The 16441-nt window shown below is 72.8% G+C and carries 18 protein-coding genes; 9 read left to right on the top strand and 9 right to left on the bottom strand.

Annotated elements, in window-relative coordinates:
* The first annotated feature begins 45 nt into the window (after window positions 1-45).
* The gene (locus QRY02_RS14425) at window positions 46-270 is read left to right on the top strand and encodes a hypothetical protein (protein ID WP_086852548.1); all 225 of its coding nucleotides are present in this window, start codon (window positions 46-48) and stop codon (window positions 268-270) included.
* Window positions 257-556, top strand: a complete 300-nt coding sequence (locus QRY02_RS14420) for a hypothetical protein (RefSeq protein WP_013226701.1) — start codon at window positions 257-259, stop codon at window positions 554-556. Before QRY02_RS14425 ends, QRY02_RS14420 begins: the two co-directional genes overlap by 14 nt.
* Before the next feature lie 16 nt (window positions 557-572).
* Here the strand turns inward: QRY02_RS14420 and QRY02_RS14415 are convergent, their stop codons facing one another.
* Together QRY02_RS14415 and QRY02_RS14410 are read right to left on the bottom strand one after the other, a co-directional pair.
* Entirely contained in the window at window positions 573-1652 is a 1080-nt protein-coding gene (locus QRY02_RS14415) for a GDSL-type esterase/lipase family protein (RefSeq protein WP_285992031.1), read from the bottom strand.
* A 52-nt stretch (window positions 1653-1704) separates the two neighbouring features.
* Window positions 1705-2337, bottom strand: coding sequence for a TetR/AcrR family transcriptional regulator (locus QRY02_RS14410; RefSeq protein WP_285992030.1), 633 nt, complete (start codon window positions 2335-2337; stop codon window positions 1705-1707).
* Between the two features lie 62 nt (window positions 2338-2399).
* Here QRY02_RS14410 and QRY02_RS14405 point away from each other — a divergent pair, with 62 nt between their 5' ends.
* Both QRY02_RS14405 and QRY02_RS14400 read left to right on the top strand, forming a co-directional pair.
* Window positions 2400-3029: an FMN-dependent NADH-azoreductase gene (locus QRY02_RS14405; protein ID WP_285992029.1), complete on the top strand. Its 630-nt coding sequence runs from the start codon at window positions 2400-2402 to the stop codon at window positions 3027-3029.
* A 10-nt stretch (window positions 3030-3039) separates the two neighbouring features.
* Window positions 3040-3375, top strand: coding sequence for a rhodanese-like domain-containing protein (locus QRY02_RS14400; protein WP_285992028.1), 336 nt, complete (start codon window positions 3040-3042; stop codon window positions 3373-3375).
* Here QRY02_RS14400 and QRY02_RS14395 read toward each other — a convergent pair.
* Window positions 3363-4265 carry a LysR family transcriptional regulator gene (locus QRY02_RS14395; protein WP_285992027.1) on the bottom strand — a complete coding sequence of 301 codons (903 nt, stop codon included), beginning with the start codon at window positions 4263-4265 and terminating at the stop codon, window positions 3363-3365. The genes QRY02_RS14400 and QRY02_RS14395 overlap by 13 nt on opposite strands.
* A gap of 97 nt (window positions 4266-4362) precedes the next feature.
* Between QRY02_RS14395 and QRY02_RS14390 the strand changes: the two genes are divergently transcribed.
* Window positions 4363-5211 carry an oxidoreductase gene (locus tag QRY02_RS14390; RefSeq protein WP_285992026.1) on the top strand — a complete coding sequence of 283 codons (849 nt, stop codon included), beginning with the start codon at window positions 4363-4365 and terminating at the stop codon, window positions 5209-5211.
* 10 nt (window positions 5212-5221) lie between these two features.
* Here QRY02_RS14390 and QRY02_RS14385 read toward each other — a convergent pair whose 3' ends face one another.
* Window positions 5222-5578: a VOC family protein gene (locus QRY02_RS14385; protein WP_285992025.1), complete on the bottom strand. Its 357-nt coding sequence runs from the start codon at window positions 5576-5578 to the stop codon at window positions 5222-5224.
* Window positions 5579-5754: 176 nt separating this feature from the next.
* Here QRY02_RS14385 and QRY02_RS14380 point away from each other — a divergent pair, with 176 nt between their 5' ends.
* Window positions 5755-6948 carry an FAD-dependent monooxygenase gene (locus tag QRY02_RS14380; RefSeq protein ID WP_285992024.1) on the top strand — a complete coding sequence of 398 codons (1194 nt, stop codon included), beginning with the start codon at window positions 5755-5757 and terminating at the stop codon, window positions 6946-6948.
* On the opposite strand, the gene QRY02_RS14375 is transcribed toward QRY02_RS14380, so the two are convergent.
* Genes QRY02_RS14375 through QRY02_RS14365 form a run of 3 tightly spaced genes read right to left on the bottom strand, consistent with a single transcriptional unit; the run spans window position 6929 to window position 10864 of the window.
* Window positions 6929-7597, bottom strand: a complete 669-nt coding sequence (locus tag QRY02_RS14375; protein WP_285992023.1) for an ABC transporter ATP-binding protein — start codon at window positions 7595-7597, stop codon at window positions 6929-6931. The genes QRY02_RS14380 and QRY02_RS14375 overlap by 20 nt on opposite strands.
* A complete protein-coding gene (locus tag QRY02_RS14370) occupies window positions 7594-8286 on the bottom strand; it encodes an ABC transporter ATP-binding protein (protein ID WP_285992022.1) in 693 nt (230 codons plus the stop codon). The genes QRY02_RS14375 and QRY02_RS14370 overlap by 4 nt, the downstream gene beginning before the upstream one ends.
* Window positions 8279-10864, bottom strand: coding sequence for an FtsX-like permease family protein (locus QRY02_RS14365; RefSeq protein ID WP_285992021.1), 2586 nt, complete (start codon window positions 10862-10864; stop codon window positions 8279-8281). Before QRY02_RS14365 ends, QRY02_RS14370 begins: the two co-directional genes overlap by 8 nt.
* Before the next feature lie 284 nt (window positions 10865-11148).
* Here QRY02_RS14365 and QRY02_RS14360 point away from each other — a divergent pair, with 284 nt between their 5' ends.
* From QRY02_RS14360 to QRY02_RS14350, 3 genes are all read left to right on the top strand, one after another.
* Window positions 11149-12864: a glycosyl hydrolase family 18 protein gene (locus QRY02_RS14360; protein ID WP_285992020.1), complete on the top strand. Its 1716-nt coding sequence runs from the start codon at window positions 11149-11151 to the stop codon at window positions 12862-12864.
* Between the two features lie 102 nt (window positions 12865-12966).
* Entirely contained in the window at window positions 12967-13500 is a 534-nt protein-coding gene (locus QRY02_RS14355) for a carboxymuconolactone decarboxylase family protein (protein WP_285992019.1), read from the top strand.
* Window positions 13501-13554: 54 nt separating this feature from the next.
* Complete coding sequence (locus tag QRY02_RS14350; RefSeq protein WP_285992018.1) at window positions 13555-14298, top strand: hypothetical protein; 744 nt, start codon at window positions 13555-13557, stop codon at window positions 14296-14298.
* A gap of 243 nt (window positions 14299-14541) precedes the next feature.
* Here the strand turns inward: QRY02_RS14350 and QRY02_RS14345 are convergent, their stop codons facing one another.
* Together QRY02_RS14345 and QRY02_RS14340 are read right to left on the bottom strand one after the other, a co-directional pair.
* A complete protein-coding gene (locus tag QRY02_RS14345) occupies window positions 14542-15570 on the bottom strand; it encodes a quinone oxidoreductase family protein (protein WP_285992017.1) in 1029 nt (342 codons plus the stop codon).
* A 6-nt stretch (window positions 15571-15576) separates the two neighbouring features.
* Window positions 15577-16437, bottom strand: coding sequence for a dioxygenase family protein (locus tag QRY02_RS14340; protein WP_285992016.1), 861 nt, complete (start codon window positions 16435-16437; stop codon window positions 15577-15579).
* Window positions 16438-16441 lie beyond the last annotated feature (4 nt).

Below are 16441 nucleotides of genomic sequence, written 5' to 3'. Positions count from 1 at the left end.
CCCGGCGCTCCGCCCGGCGGCCGGGACGCTGGTACGGTAAAAGGTATGGCAACACGTAAGGTCACTCTTTCGCTGGACAGCGGCGCGCTGGAATTCGCCGAACGAGCCGCGAAAGCCCACGGAATCTCGGTCTCGTCCTGGCTGTCGAAGGCGGCCAGGCGCGAGGCGGTGCGCACGGGTTACACCCCGCAGAGGCCGGAACCGGCCGTCGCGGAATCGGACGAGGCCGAACGCAGCGCGGCGGAAAAGGATCTGCGTGCGCAGGGGTGAAGTCTGGACGTACCACCCCCCGACCGACCCGGCCCGGCAGCGCACGGTGGTGCTGCTGTCCTCGGACGGGGTGAACGAGTCCGAGCGCCCGTGGCTGCTCGGCACCGAACTGCTCGACCGCGACCCGATGGACATCCTCGGCGTGGCGGTCGACGCCCGCTACTGGGTGTCGACACTCAACCTCACCCGGCTCTACCGCCCGTGGTTCGACGAGCGGATCGCCGAGATCGACCAGGACGTCCAGGAACGCATCGACATCGCGCTGCGGGCCGCCCTCGACCTCTGAGACCGGTCCTCCGGGGTCAGCGGGCCACGACCTCCGGGACCGCGTGGAGCTTGCCGTCCGCGCCGGCCAGGCAGGCGGCGTTGCCGTCCTTGGCCGCCATGAACTCCGTCAGGCAGTTGGCGATCGCCGTGTGGCCGGCGGTGTTGGGGTGGAACGACTCCTGCAGCGCGTGCCCGGCGCGTTCGGCCTGGGCGAGGTCGGCCAGCTGCAGCGTCAGCCGGGTGAACCACTCCGTCGCCGGGTTCGCGCCGCCGCTGCAGGCTTCGTGCTTGACGCCCGCCTTGGCCAGGTCCAGGAAGCGGGCCCCGGTCTGCTGGGCGGCCGCCTTCAGGCCGGAGGACAGCACGCCGATGCCGGTCTGGGCGATCCAGCGCAGGTCTTCGGTGCGGAACGGGCAGCCGTCGAGGGTGCGCAGGTTCTCCGGGAGGTCCGGGCCGATCGGGGCCGCGTAGGACTGCAGGATCAGCTGGTAGTCCGCCGGAACGTACCCCGCCCGGGCGAGCACCGCCTTCACGTCCGAGACCGCCTTCGCGACCTTCGGCACCATCGCGTCCACTTTGGACTGCCAGGTCTGCTTCAGCGCCGTGCTGCACGGCGGGCCGCCGGCGTCGAACCACGCCTTGAAGCAGTCGTTGACCTGGTTGGAGAACTTCGGCTCGTCGTTCGCGCCGACCGCGATCACCACCGCGGCGACCCGGTGGTCCTTCACCAGTGCGGCCAGCTGCTGCGCCTGCGAACCCTCGGTCCACTGCTTGACGTCGCCGAGCGCGACCTGCTCGGCGGGCGCGCCGGAGCAGCCGAGGTTGACGTGCGCGGTGATGCCGGGGGCGGCGATCTTCCCGACGAAGGCGTTGGGGGAGCGGTGGCACCAGTTGCCGCCCTGGCCGTTGGTGGCGGCGGTGTACTGGCCGGCGCCTTCGCCGGAGACGGTGCTGTCACCCATCGCGACCACGGTGAGGGGGCCGGTGCCCGGCGGGCCCTGCCGCGGCTGCGGCTGCCCGGGTTTGCTTTCGGAGCCGAAGAAGACGAAGAACCCGGCCAGCAAGGCCACGCACGCGAGGACGAGGGCTCCCCAGTACCACCGAAGACGTCGCATCGCCGCCGATTCTACGGACCGGGTGATCGGCTCCGGCCGCGGACACCGTGCGTCACGGCAGCCACGTCCGGACCAGCCGGACGAGCGACCGCGCCAGCGCCGCCGGGCTGATCTCCCGGTCCCGCCGCCAGTGCCGGACCTGCTCGGCGGACAGGGCCGCGAGCAGGACGTCCGCGGCGATCTCGGGACCGTCGGCGCCGCCGGTTTCGAGCAGGTGCCGGCAGTGCTGCCGCCACAGGGTGTGCGCGCCGGTGCGGAACCGGGCGCCGGTCGTGGCGGTCTCGGAGAGCAGGACGAGGTCCAGCTGCCGGTCCAGGAGTTCGAGGTAGGCCTCGATGAACGCGCCGAGGCGGTCGGCGGGTTCCGCGCCGGGGCCCAGGGGTGGCGGGCCGGTGAGGATCTGCTCCTGCAGTTCGCGTTCGCGCTGGTCGAGCAGGGCCATGGCGAGGCCGCTCTTGTCGCCGAAGCGGCGGTAGAGCGTGCCCTTGCCGACGCCGGCGGCGCCCGCGACGTCGTCCATGGTGACCGCGTCGACGCCGCGTTCGGCGAAGAGTTTCTCGGCGGCTTCCAGGACGCGGATCCGGTTGCGGGCGGCGTCCGCCCGCTCGCGGACGGGTGCGCCGAGGACGGGCAGCCCGGCGGACGTTGACGAAGCGGACTGCGGTCCGCTACGGTTCGAGGACATAAGCGGACTCTAGTCCGATTCTTCGCCCGGTGGAAGCCGGCACCCCTCCGAGGAGCATCGACATGCCCGATCTGCTGCACATTTCCGCGTCCCCACGAGGCGAAGCCTCCCAGTCGCTGCGTCTGGCAGCTACTTTCCTGGACACCTACCGCAGCCTCCACCCGGACGCCGACATCGACGAATGGGACCTCTGGGACGGCTCGCTGCCCGCGTTCGGGCCGGCCGCGGCCCGCGCCAAGATGACCGTCTTCGGCGGCGGCACCCCGCAGGGCGAGGAAGCCGAGGCCTGGGCGGCGGCGCAGGCGGCGTTCGCCCGCTTCGACGCCGCCGACCGGATCCTGTTCAGCGTGCCGATGTGGAACTCCGGCGTGCCCTACGTGCTCAAGCAGTTCGTCGACGTCGTGTCCCAGCCCGGCTGGATCTTCGGCGTCGACCCCGCCACCGGCTACCGGCACCTGCTCGAAGGTCGTGGCAAGCGCGCCGCGGTCATCTACACCAGCGCGGTGTGGGCGCCCGGGCTCGGCCCGGAGTTCGGCGCGGACTTCCAGGCACCGTTCTTCACCGGCTGGCTGAACTGGACCGGCATCGACGATGTCGCCGAGATCCGTTTCCACCCCACCCTCACCGGCGACGCCGAAGAACTCGGGCGCATCGCCGGAGAAGCCGCCCGCGACACCGCCAAGACCTTCTGAAGGAGCAACCGTGACCGAGACCATCGACCGCGACGCGGTCCGCGCCGGGCTCGCCGAGGGCAACCTCGTCCTCGTCGACGCGCTGCCCGAGTCCTACTACACGGCCCAGCACCTGCCGGGAGCGATCAACCTCGTCGCCGGCGACGTCGCGGCCCAGGCGCCCCGGCTGCTGCCGGACAAGGCCGCCGCGATCGTCACCTACTGCTCCAACCCCGCCTGCGCCAACAGCGGCCAGGTCGCCGCGCAGCTGACCCGGCTGGGCTACACCGACGTCCGCAAGTACGCCGCGGGCATCGAGGACTGGGTGCGCGCCGGCCTGCCCACCGAAAGCGGTCAGCCCGCCTGAGTCAGGTCCGTGGCCGCCGCCAGCTCGGCCGCGACGTCGGCGATCGCCCGCACCGCCGGGTTGTCGTTGCCCGGCACCCACACCAGTTCCGTGCGGGCGACGTCGCCGTCCAGCGGCACGAACGCCACGCCGGTGCGGCGCAGGCTGTGCGAGGAGCGGGCGAGCCGGGTGACGCCGACTCCGGCCGCGACCAGCCCGAGCAGGCCCTGCACGGTGGCGGCTCGCTGCACCACCCGCGGGGTGAAGCCGGCCGCCGCGAAGTCGTCGTCGTAGCCGCGGTGCCACGGCTCCCAGCTGCCGCGCGGGGTGAGCACCCACGGTTCGTCCGCCAGGTCGGCCAGCTTCAGCGACGCACGCCCGGCCAGCGGGTGCCCGGTGGGCAGCACCGCGCACACCTCTTCGGTCAGCAGCGTCCGGGAGGCGAGGTCGCCGACCAGCGGCGGCCGCGTGAACGCCAGGTCGAACCGGCCCTCGCGCAGGCCCTCGACCAGCTCGGCGATCGACGCCTCCGCCGTCGTCACCGCCAGCCCGGGAAGCCGCTCCCGCACCGCGCGGACCACCGGCGGCAGCAGGTAGTTCGCCGTCGTGGCGAGGAAGACGAGCCGGACGTCGCCGATCTCCCCGCGCACCGCCCGGCCGAGCGTCGCGACGGCTTCCTCCGCTCGGCCCAGCACCGCGCGGGCCTCGGGCAGGAACAACCGGCCGACAGCGGTCAGCCGCGCCCCGCGCGCGTCGCGGTCGAACAGCCGCACGCCGAGGGCCCGTTCCAGCACGGTGATCTGCTGGGACAGCGACTGCTGCGCGAGGTGCAGCCCGGCGGCGGCGCGGGTGAAGCTGGTCGCCTCGGCCACGGCGACGAAGTAGCGGAGTTGCCGCAACTCGGGGGTCACAGGCTCCGACTGTAGCCGCGGCAGGACATCGGTGTTGGCGCCGCGGCCGTGATCATCCCCAGGATGGAAGGGAGGAAAGCACTGGGAGGACACGAAGATGACGAACACCGACGGCCGCGTCTGGCTGATCACCGGCTGCTCCGCCGGCTTCGGCCGGGAGATCGCGCTGGCCGCCCTCGCCGCGGGCGACCGCGTGCTGGCCACCGCCCGCCGGCCGGAAACCCTGGCCGAACTGCGGGAACGCGGCGGCGACCGGCTCCGGACCGCGGCACTGGACGTCACCGACGCCGGGCAGATCGACACGGCGGTGCAGGCCGCGCTCGAGGCGTTCGGCCGGATCGACGTCGTGGTCAACAACGCCGGCAGTGGTTCGGTCGGCGCGGTCGAAGAACTCACCATGGACGAGCTGCGCGCGCTGATGGACGTGATGTTCTTCGGCGCGGTCGCGGTCGCCAAGGCGGTGCTGCCGCACCTGCGCGCGCAGGGCAGCGGCACGGTCGTGCAGATCAGCTCGATGGGCGGGCAGCTGTCCCCGCCCGGCTTCGGCGCCTACTGCGCGGCGAAGTTCGCCCTGGAAGGCCTCTCCGAGGCGCTGGCCGCGGAGGTGGCGCCGTTCGGGGTGCGGGTGCTGATCGTCGAGCCGGGTGCGTTCCGCACCGAGTTCGGCGGCGGCCGCATGCACCGCTCCCGCACGATCGAGGCCTACGCGGTGTCGACCGGCGGAACGCGCGAAGCGGTCGAGAACATGGACGGCACCCAGCCCGGCGACCCGGCCAAGGCGGCCGCGGCGATCGTCCGCGCGGTGGGCAGCGACGACGCGCCGCTGCGGCTCGCGCTGGGCGCGGACGCCGTCGAAGCGATCCGCGCCCACCACGAGGCCCTCGCGGCGGACCTGGCCGCCTGGGAGGAGGTCAGCCGGGCCACCGCGCTCGATCAGTCCGATTAGGACTGTTCCATCAGGACTGGGCGGGGTCCTGGAGCAGGCCGAGGACGTTGCCGTCGGCGTCGGTGAAGGTCGCCACCAGGCGCCCGTTGCCGACGTCCTTCGGCTCGTCCTTGACCGTCCCGCCCGCCGCGGTCACCTCGGCCAGCTTCGCCTCGATGTCCTCGACGTGCCAGTAGGTCACCGGCCCGGTCATGCCCTGCTGCGCACCGTTCGGCACCAGGCCGATGTGCTGGCCTTCGGCGTCGTAGCCGACGTAGTAGGGCGCGTCGGCCTGCGGCTCGATGCCGAGCAGCGCGGTGTAGACGGCCTTGGCGGCGGCCAGGTCGGTGACGGGGTGCAGGACGGTCTTGATCCCCTGGGTGCTCATCTTCGGTGCTCCTGAAGTCGTGGTCTGCGGTATGTCGCTTGCGGACATCGCTTGCGGGACATCACTGACGCTATGCCCGGCCCGCTGACCACCGCTTCTCGATTCCTGATCGGTTGGCGCGGCCTCCGCCGCTAGACTCCCGACCGGCAGCGGAACGGACGTTTGGGGGGACCGCGATGAGCGGGAACAGGGTGTTGGTGGCCGGGGCGAGCGTCGCGGGGCCCGCGCTGGCGCATTGGCTGCGCCGGCGGGGAGCCGAGGTCACCGTGGTCGAGCGGGCACCCGGGCTGCGCCCCGGCGGCCAGGCGGTGGATGCGCGCGGGGTGGCCAAGGAAGTCATCAAGCGGATGGGGCTGGACGCCGCGGTGCGCGCGGCCCGCACCGAGACGGCCGGGGCGTACACCGTGGACGCCGACGGGAACGTGCTGGAGACCTTCAGCGCGGAGGACGACGGCGGCGACGGGTTCATCGCCGACATCGAGATCCTGCGCGGAGACCTGTCCCAGGTGCTCTACGACGACACCCACGATGGTGTCGAATACCTCTTCGGCGACCGCATCGCCGAGCTGGCCCAGGACGCGGACGGGGTCGACGTCACCTTCGCGGGCGGCGACCGGCGGCGCTTCGACATCGTGGTCGGGGCCGACGGGCTGCACTCGGCGCTGCGCGCGATGGTCTTCGGGCCGCGCGAGCGGTTCGTCCGCCACCTCGGGCTGGTGCTGGCCTTCTACAGCGTGCCCAACGAGTTCGGGATCGGCCGCTGGATGCTCGACCACCAGGACCAGGGCCGGTCCGCCGGCCTGCGGCCCCTCAAGGACGACACCCGGGCGATGGCCATGCTCTCCTTCCCCTCCGCCGACTTCGAAGTCGACCACCGCGACATCGAGGCCCAGAAGAACCTGCTGCGCGAGCGGATGGCCGGCCTGGGCTGGCTGACCCCGCGCATCCTCGCGCACCTGGACGACACCCCGGACTTCTACCTCGACCAGGTCGCCCAGGTGGTCATGGACCGCTGGTCGCACGGCCGCGTGGGGCTGATCGGCGACGCGGCCTTCTGCTCGTCGCCGATGTCCGGCGGGGGCACCGGGCTGGCGCTGGTCGGCGCCTACCTGCTGGCCGGCGAACTGGCCGCCGCCGGGTGGGACCCCGAGGCCGGGTTCGCCGGCTACGAGACGCGGATGCGCTCCTACGTCGAGGCCAACCAGGAGATCGGCCGGCTGCACGTCCAGAGCCGCGACGCCGGCCCGGACGCCGAGCTCGACATGGAGGCGCTCACGCCGGTGATCGAGCGTGCGATCAACGGCGTCGACCTGCCCGATTACGCCGGTGTGCCGGACTCCGCGAATCCGGTCAGTCCAGCAGGGCGGTGAGCACTCCGTCGAGCAGGCGGACGCGGCGGTCGGCGATGCGGTGGACCTCTTCGTCGTGCGTCGCGACGATCACGGCGGCGCCCTCGTGGGCACACCGGCGCAGCAGCCGCAGCACCCGGGGCGTCGAGCCGGCGTCCAGGTGCGCGGTCGGCTCGTCGGTGAGCAGGACCCGCGGCCGGCCGGCGACCGCGCGGGCCAGCGCCACCCGCTGCTGCTGCCCGAACGACACCTCCAGGGGGTAGCGGTCGCCGAGCTCGCCGATGCCCAGCTCGTCCAGCAGGCCGGTGACCCGCTCGGCGATCGCCGAGGGCGCCGGGCGGGGGACGTCCGAGCGCAGCCGCAGCGGCAGGGCGACGTTCTCGGCGATCGTCAGCTCGTTGGCCAGCCCGAGCGCCTGCGGCAGCACCGCGCAGGTGTGCCACGGCGGCGCGCCGTTGATCGGGACGCCGTCGAGCAGCACGCAGCCGGAGTCGGGGGAGTCGAACCCGCACAGCAGCGCCAGCAGCGCGCTCTTGCCCGACCCCGACCGGCCCGACACCGTCACGAGCTCACCCGCGCCGACGCGCAGTTCCAGCCCGCGCAGCACCTCGATGTCGCCGCTGGGGTGGCTGAAACTGCGGCGCAGCCCGACCGCTTCCACGAGTGTCATGCCGGTAGCTCCCGTTCTTCGATGCCTTCGAGCGCGCCCTTGTGCAGCCGGGCCACCCGCGCGCCGAGGTCGATCAGGCGTTCGTCGTGCGAGGCGACCAGGACCGCGAAATCCTGGTCCACCAGGTACTGCAGGGTGTCCAGCACCAGGTCGGCCGACGCCTCGTCGAGCTGTGACGTCGGCTCGTCGGCCAGGATCACCGTCGAGCGCGCCGCGAGCACGCACCCGAACGCCAGCCGCTGCTGCTGCCCGCCCGACAGTGCCGAAATCTTCCAGCCGCCGGTGCCGTGCAGGCCCAGCTGCCCGAGGATGTCCTCCGCCGTGCACTCGGTCCCCGCGGCCTCGGCCGCGGCGTGCAGGTTCTCGGCCACGGTCAGGTAGCCCAGCAGGTTGTCGGCCGGGTTCTGGAACACCAGCCCCAGGTGGTGGCGCCGCAACGCCCGCCGCTCGCGGTGCTTGAGCTTGCGGACGTCGGCGCCCTGGAACGTCAGCGTGCCGCGCGCGGGCTGCTCGAACAGCCCCAGCACCCGCAGCAGCGTCGACTTCCCCGACCCCGACGGGCCGGCGAGCACGGTCATCCCGCGCGCGGGCACGTCGAGGCTGACGTCGTCGACACCGGTGACGACCCCGGCGGGCGTCGGGTAGTCGACGCCGACGCCGCGCAGGGAGAAGATCGGTTTCTCAGGCACGGATCAGCTCCGCGGTCCGGGCGGTGCGCACCGAGCGCACCGCGATCCAGCCGGCCAGCGCGACCACCGCCACGCCGATCACGACGACGGTCAGCACGAACGGCAGCGGATCCGGCAGCTCCGAACGCGGCGCGAGGAAGGTCGCCGGGTCGAACCGCGGCACCGACAGTCCCGCCACCGACACCCCGCACGCCACGCCCACGACGATGGCCAGCCCGCTCAGCGCCCCCAGCTCCATCAGGTGGCTGGCCAGCAGGGTCCGCGGCCGCATGCCCATCCGCAGCACCAGCGCCCCGGCCAGGGCGTTCTGCCGCCGCCGGACTTCGACCGCCACGAGCAGCGCCAGGATCGCCACCACCCCGAGCACCGCGCCCAGCAGGGCCACGAAGGAGAACGTCCACGACACCACGAAGAACGGCAGACCGTCCAAAGCGGACTCGCGGCTGATCCGGTTCGGGATGAACACCCCCGCCGCGCGCAGTGCGGTGGTCGCCTCCGCCATCGACGCGTTGGTCAGCACGCTCCACTTCGGAATGCCGTCCAGCTGCGCGTGGCTGAGCACCGTGCGCGAGACGACGTAACCGGGGGAGGTGCCGATCATCGGGAACACCGGCAGGTCGCCGGCGACGACCGCGTCGGGCAGGTCGTCGGGCATCCGGGCGTCCTGCTTGGCCGTGTGCCCGACCCGGATCACCGGCGTGCCGCGCGGGTCCGGCCGCGAGATCTTTTCGAGCAGCCCGGCCACGTCGTCGCCGGGAACACGGTCCACCGCGGCGCCGCGGGTGAACGTCGCCGGGTCGACCACCAGCACCACGCTGCCGGTTCCGGTCAGCTCGCCGACCACCGTGCTGGTCCCCGCCAGCGAAGCGGGCATCGGGACCTCGCCCATGCCGATCGGGCTGTCGGTGTCCAGCCGCGCGTTGCTGCCGACGAAGATCGCCGATTTGGTTTCGAGGGCTTCCTCCTGGCCGTCGGCGATGCCGATCCCGGTGGCCAGCGTCCCGATGGCGAGGGTGCCGATGACGAGCACCCCGGTCACCGGGGCGCGGGCGCCGGCCAGCCGCCGGATCGCCAGCTGCAGCGCCGGGTGCGACCAGAACCGGGCCCGGTGCGAGGCGTGCAGCGCCAGCCACGCCAGCCGCGCGGTCAGCAGGCCCACCGTCAGCACCACGAACACCGGGTAGGTCAGGGCCAGCGGGTCCACCTGCGGCAGCGGGTTGCCCAGCCGTGACGTCGTGCCGTAGTGCGCCAGGCGGGTCCAGCCCAGCCACGCCATGCCCGCCGTCGCCAGCTCCCACGGGAAGTACGCCAGCAGCCGCACCTGCTTGGCACCGCCGCGGCGGATCCGGCCGAGCTCGAACTCCCGGTGCACCCGCACCGCGACGACCAGCGCCAGCAGCACCAGCGACACCGCGAGCGTCACGGCCGCGACCCCGGCGGCCCGCAGCTCGGCCGCCGGATCGGGGGTGCCGGGCGGGCCGTACACGCCGAGCAGCAGCCGCGCCGCGACCGCGCCGGCCGCCCCGCCGAGCAGGATCGGCAGGCCGAGCTCGGCGACGGCGAGCCCGCCGAGCGCCGCCGGGCCGCTGCCGCGCGCGGAGAGCAGCCGCAGCTGCGCGTGCCGCCGCTGGTACCACTGCAGGGCGACGGTGCCGAGGCCGGCGCAGCCGACCAGGACGCTGATCAGCGCCAGCGGCAGGATCGAGACGAACACGTTGTCCCGTGCCTGGCGGGAGATCTGCACCGAACGCTGGAACGTCGGGACGTCGGCGGCGATCAGCGAGCCGAGTCCCTGCGCGGTCAGGTCGGCGCGGACGTCGGCGACCAGGCCCTGCGAGCGCTGCAGCAGGTCTTCCGCCGCGCTCAGCGTCATCGGCGCCGGTTCGTAGAAGGAGACGTGGAAGTACTGCATCGTCGGCAGGCCGATCGCCTTGATCGTGTCGTCGAAGGTCTTGCGGTCGGTGGCGAAGACGACGGAGTCGATCGGGTCGTCGACCAGCCGGTCGATCACGGCCCCGGACTGCTGGGAGCACCACCACCGCGGCGGCGGGTCGAGCAGATCACGGTAGATCCCGGTGACCGGCGGCAGCGGCACGCCCTGCAGGCTCGGCTTCGTGCCGACGCCGATGTGCTCGGCGTCGGCCACCACGTTGCCCAGCCACAGCCCCGGCGCGCGCGTGCCCTGCTGCAGCGTCACGTTGTCCAGGCCGGCCTGGTCGCGGTAGCCGAGGCGGATCTTGTAGTGCGGGTCGCCGTTGAACTCGGTACCCCTCAGCACGTTCGTGAACTGGCCGACGACGGGCGCGCCGAACCCGTGGGCGGCCGCGTGCCGCTGGATCGCGCCGGTCACCGCCGGGATGTCCTTGACCGGCATGTTGCCCTTGCCGAACATCGGGCCGTAGCTGTCCGGGCAGGTGATGCCCGTCTGGTACTTGACCGCGGCACCCCCGGCCGCCGATGCCTGCAGCACCGCGGCCGTGCCGAGGAAACACGCCAGCAGCGAGGTCACGGCCGCCACGACCAGCGTCAGCGGGCTGGAAAGGGCGGCCTTCGGGGCCGCCCGCCACGGCTTGGTCACTGTGCGTCGTCCATTCTTCCCCCACGTCACCCGCATGGACCAGGACGCTACCGGCCACCCTCGGCAGTTGGAACGTTTTTGTCACGATCGTTGCTCACCCCGTGTGTTCGAGCCGGGTTGTGCCGTCGAGCAATCACTACCGCCATCCGGCCGGTTTAGTGGTCTAGACCTTGACGAGCCGATTGGTCTGATCCAATCCTGAAGGTGTTCCCGCCGTGCTCCGCCGCCGCACGGCTCCCGCCGGCTCTGGAGCGCAGATGCGTCGACGCAGATCTTTCTCCCGATTGTCCGTTTCCCTGGTCCTGGCGGCGTTCTCGGCCGGTTCGCTGGTCGCCGCGGCCGGAACCGCCCACGCCGCCACGCCGCTGCCCGCGCACGTCTTCGCGCCCTACTTCGAGGCCTGGACCGGCGAGAGCCCGGCCGCGCTGGCACAGCAGTCCGGCGCCAAGCACCTCACGATGGCGTTCATCCAAGCCGCCACCAAGGGCTCCTGCACGGTGTACTGGAACGGCGACACCGGGATGCCGATCTCCACCGGCACCTTCGGCGCCGATATCGCCACGATCCGCTCCCGCGGCGGCGACGTCATCCCGTCCTTCGGCGGCTACACCGCCGACAACACCGGCACCGAAATCGCGGACAGCTGCACAGGAGTCGACTCGATCGCCGCCGCCTACGAGTCGGTGATCACCACCTACGACGTCCCCCGCCTGGACATGGACATCGAGGACAACTCGCTGACCAACTCCGCCGGGATCGACCGCCGCAACAAGGCCCTCAAGAAGGTCCAGGACTGGGCCGCGGCCTCCGGCCGCTCGCTGCAGATCTCCTACACCCTGCCCACGACCACCCGCGGCCTCGCCGACAGCGGCCTGAACGTGCTGCGCAACGCCGTCACCAACGGCACCCGCGTCGACGTCGTCAACATGATGACCTTCGACTACTACGACAACGCCGCCCACGAGATGGCCACCGACACCCAGACCGCCGCGAACGGCCTGGTCTCGCAGCTGGGCACGCTCTACCCCGGCAAGACGCAGGCGCAGCTGTGGGCGATGGTCGGGATCACCGAGATGATCGGCGTCGACGACTTCGGCCCGGCCGAGACCTTCACCGCCGCCGACGCCGCCACGGTCTACGACTGGGCCGTCGCCAAGGGCATCAACACCCTCTCCTTCTGGGCGCTGCAGCGCGACAACGGCGGCTGCCCCGGCGGCGCCGCGGCGGACAACTGCTCCGGCATCGCCCAGGACACCTGGTTCTTCAGTCACGCCTTCGCGCCCTTCACCGGCGGCACCTCCGTGCCCGGCAACGACTTCTCCCTCGCCGCTGCCCCCGCCTCGGCGGCGGTGGACCCCGGCGGCTCGGCGTCGGCGACGGTGACCACCGCCGTGACGTCCGGCTCCGCCCAGCAGGTCACGCTGTCGGTCACCGGCGCGCCCGCCGGCGTAACCGCGTCGGTCAGCCCCGGTTCGGTGACCGCGGGCGGCAGCGCGACGCTCTCGGTCGGCACCACCTCGGCCGCCGTCCCCGGCACTTACCCGCTCACCGTGACCGGCACCGCCGCCTCCGGCCGGCACAGCACCACGTTCACCCTCACCGTCAAGGGCACCCCGCCCGCGGGCGGAGTGGTCAACGGCGGCTTCGAAACCGGCGCGCTGAGCCCGTGGACCGCCCCCGGCGACGCGATCGTCGCCTCGCCGGCCCACGCGGGCACGCACGCGCTGCAGGTGGTGCCCTCGGCGTCGGGCACCGGCGAAGCGGCGCAGAACGTCACGCTCGCCCCGAACCACTCCTACACGCTCACGGCGTGGGTCCAGGGCAGCTACGCCTACGTCGGCGTCCGCGGCGGGGCCACCGCGAGCGCGTGGACCTCGAGCAGCGGCTGGACGCGGCTGTCGGTGCCGTTCACGACCGGCGCGTCCGGTGCCGTGACGGTGTACGTCCACGGCTGGTACGGCCAAAGTGCCGTCTACGCGGATGATTTCGTTCTTGGCTGACGCTTTTGGCGGCGGTCCGGTTGGGCAACACGGAGGTTGGCCGGGCCGCCGCGGGACGCGAGACTGCTGGGGACGATCTTTCGCCCCCAGCAGGAGGAACCGATGCCGCACATCACGCTCGACCCGCAGCTGCCCGGCATCCGGTCGCTGATGGCCTTCCGGCCCGAGACCGCCGTCCCGCTCAACCACCTGGCGCAGACCCTGCTGCGCGGCCCGAGCAGCCTGACCGTCGGCGAGCGTGAACTGATCGCGGCGGTGGTGTCGAACGGCAACGAGTGCCGCTTCTGCCACGGCAGCCACGCCGCCGCCGCGGCCGAGACCCTCGACGGCGGTCGCGCGGTGGTCGACGCGGCCTGCGTCGGGATCGACGACGCCCCGGTGGGGGAGAAGGTGAAGGCGCTGCTGCGGATCGCCCTCGCCACGCGCGAGACCGGCCGCGCCGTCACCCCCGAACTCGTCGCGGCGGCCCGCGCGGAAGGCGTCACCGACGTCGAGCTGCACGACACGGTCCTGATCGCGGCGGCGTTCTGCATGTTCAACCGCTACGTCGACGGCCTCGCCACGGTGGCCCCGGACGACCCGGCGGTCTACGACCAGATCGGGAAGGTGCTGGCCGCCGAGGGCTACGACCGCTAGACGAGTTTCCGACGTCGGATAGGCTCCCGCCGGCAACGCTGAGGGGGGACTTCGATGTCGAGATTCGTCAAGCCCGCGCTGTGGACGGCGGGGGTGCTCGCACTGGGCTTGCTCGCGTTCGGCGTGGTGCTGTCGCTGAACATCCCGTACCAGAGCACCGCCGCGCCCGAAACCACGCCGGTCACCACCTCGGCGACCACACCCGCACCCGCACCCGCGCCGATGAGCGCGTATGTCACCGATGTCCGGCCGGGCCCGGACGACCACACCGCGGTGCTGCACGTCAACCTGCCCACCTGCGCCGAAGCGCCGCTGGCCCAGGTCGAAGAGGTCGACAACCGGATCGAAGCCGGCGTCCTGTTCCGGATGGCGGACGGTGCGACCTGCCCGCACGCCCCGGCCGACTTCCCGGTGAAGACGGCCGCACCGATCGGGCAGCGGCCGGTGTACGTCAACCTCGGCGACAGCTGGGGACTGGTGGCCGGCGGCTGGAAGAGGTGCGACCAGATCCTCGGCTGCTTCCCACCCGCCGACCACTGCAGCCGGGTGTGGGTCGCGCAGCTGGAGTTCAGCGCCGAGGCCGAGGACCCCGGCAGCACGCGGGCGTGCGACCAGAACTGGCTGATCCACGACCTGCGGCGGCACCGCGGCGAACCCGCGCTCCGGGTCGCGTTCCGCTGGACGGGCACCGGCTGGGGCGACCTCGCCTCGGCGAAGGGCGGCGGCTGCGGCGAAATCCTGGCCGTCGAACCGAAGTTCCCCACCGCGCTCTGCCAGGACCTCAAGCCTCCGTCGTGACGTTGCCGGAGGACCGGGATCGGCAGGAAGACCAGCCGGCCGCCACGCCTGATTCGGGTGCGGAAGCGGTTTGGAAGCCGGATCCCGCACAATACGGGGGAACGCGAAGGAGCCATCGATGAAACGTGCTGTAGCTGCCGCTTTGCTCACCGCGGCCGCGCTCGCCGTGCTCGCCCCCGCGGCGTCCGCGACGAGCGGACCCCCGAGCGACCCGTCACCCGTCGGCGGGGTGGGAAGCGGTCCCTACATCGGCGATGTGCCGAAGCCCGGCCCCGGGGGCCGGTGACCGAGGTGGTCACGGACCACGGTGCAGCCGGACACCCGCCCCGGGTGTCCTAGGGGCACCAGCACGACGCGGCCCGGGCTGCTCCACGCCCGGGCCGCGTCCTGCAGCGGGACGCGCTCGTAGCCGACCGTCAGCGCGCCGGTCATCGTCTGCGCCACCACCGTCAGGAGTGCTTCGCGGCGCTCGCCCGCGGTGAGTTCGTTGTTCGTGTAGCCGAGGATGCGCAGCGACCGGCTGCGCAGGACGGCCGAGGGGACCGGGCACACCTCGCCGGCCGCGCTGCCGAGGTTGACCAGCCGGCCGCCCGGGCGCAGGGTGCGCAGCGCCGCCGCGGCCGGGAGCCCGCACACCGGGTCGACCACCAGGTCGACCGGCCCGGCCGCCGCGCCGAGCCGCCGCGCCAGCGCCTCGGTGTCTTCGCCGTCCTCGAGCCGGATCGTGCCGTCCGCGCCGAGCCGGCGGGCCCGCTCCAGTGCCGCGTCCGACCGCGCGCACGCCACCACCCGCCCGGCGCCGGCCACCCGGGCCAGCTGGACGGCCGACTGCCCGACCACCCCGCCCGCGCCGAGCACCAGCACGGTCTCACCGGTGGCGAGTTCTCCCTTGCCCGTCAAGCACATCCACGCCGCGACGGCCGACAGCCCGAGCGCCGCGACCAGGGCGTGATCGGCTCCCTCCGGCAGGGCGACCACGTCGGCGGCCGCGGCCACGGCCCACTCGGCCATGCTGCCGTCACCCGGTTGCATGCCCGCCGCCGTGGCGAACCAGACCGGTGCCCCCGCCAGCTCTCCCACCCCCTGGACGCCCGGCACGTAGGGCGTGGCGGGCACGCCGAAGTAGGACGTGCCGGACGCGCAGAGCAGGTCGAGCGGGGTGATCGGGGCCGCCGTCACGCGCACGGCCACCTCGCCGGGCCCGGGTGACGGCTCCGCTCGCTCGGCCACCACCGGGGGCTGCCCGGCCGTCCGGAGCTCAGCCGCGCGCACCGGCGGTCACACCGGCTGCAGGACGAAGTCGTAGCGCGCTTCGAGCCACGGCCGGGCCGATTCGCCGCCGTCCGGCGTCGGCCCGGGATCGCGCGGCTCGAACGCGACCACCAGCTCTTGCTTCGTGCCGAACACGACGTCGCTGTCCAGGTACTGCGCGCCTTCCTGGAACAGGTGCGTGATCAGCGGCTCGAACCCGGCGGCGTTGACGAGGAAGTGCACGTGGGCGGGCCGGTAGTGGCTGATGTCGGTGCCCCGGATCAGCTCGCCGACCGGGCCGTCCATCGGGATCGAATACCCCTTCGGCGCGATGGTCCGCACGCAGTAGGTCCCGTCGGCGCGGCTGGTGTACTTCGCGCGCAGCCGGGCCTCGTCGACGTCCGGGATCTGCGACTCGTACGCGCCTTCCTCGTCGGCCTGCCAGACGTCGAGGACCGCGCCGACGACGGGGAAGCCGTCCAGGCCGCGGACCGTGCCGGTGATGTAGAGCGGCGTGCCGGGCAGGCCGTCGGACATGTCGCCGCCGAACCCCTTCTCCGGCGAGCCGTCGATGTGGAAGGGGCCGAGCACGGTGGCCGGGGTCGCCTTCGCGTCGAAGGCGTGGTTCATCTGCACCACCAGCATGCTCAGGCCGAGCACGTCGGAGGCGAGGATGAACTCCTCCCGCTTGTCGTTGCTGATCTGCCCGGTCTCGGTCAGCCACCGCATCGCGGCCATCCACTCGGGCTCGCTCAGCCGCACTTCGCGGGCGAAGGCGTGCAGGTGGCGCACGAGCGCGGCCATCACCTCGGCCGTCCGCGGGTCGTGCGCGCTCGCCCAGCGCTGCGCGGCGAGCTCGGTGATGTTGTCCTCGGTGACCAGCTGCATCGGC

This window comes from Amycolatopsis sp. DG1A-15b (assembly GCF_030285645.1).
GTDB lineage: Bacteria > Actinomycetota > Actinomycetes > Mycobacteriales > Pseudonocardiaceae > Amycolatopsis.
The sequence above is the reverse complement of the archived record's forward strand: the minus strand, read 5'-3'. Positions and strand labels throughout refer to the sequence as shown.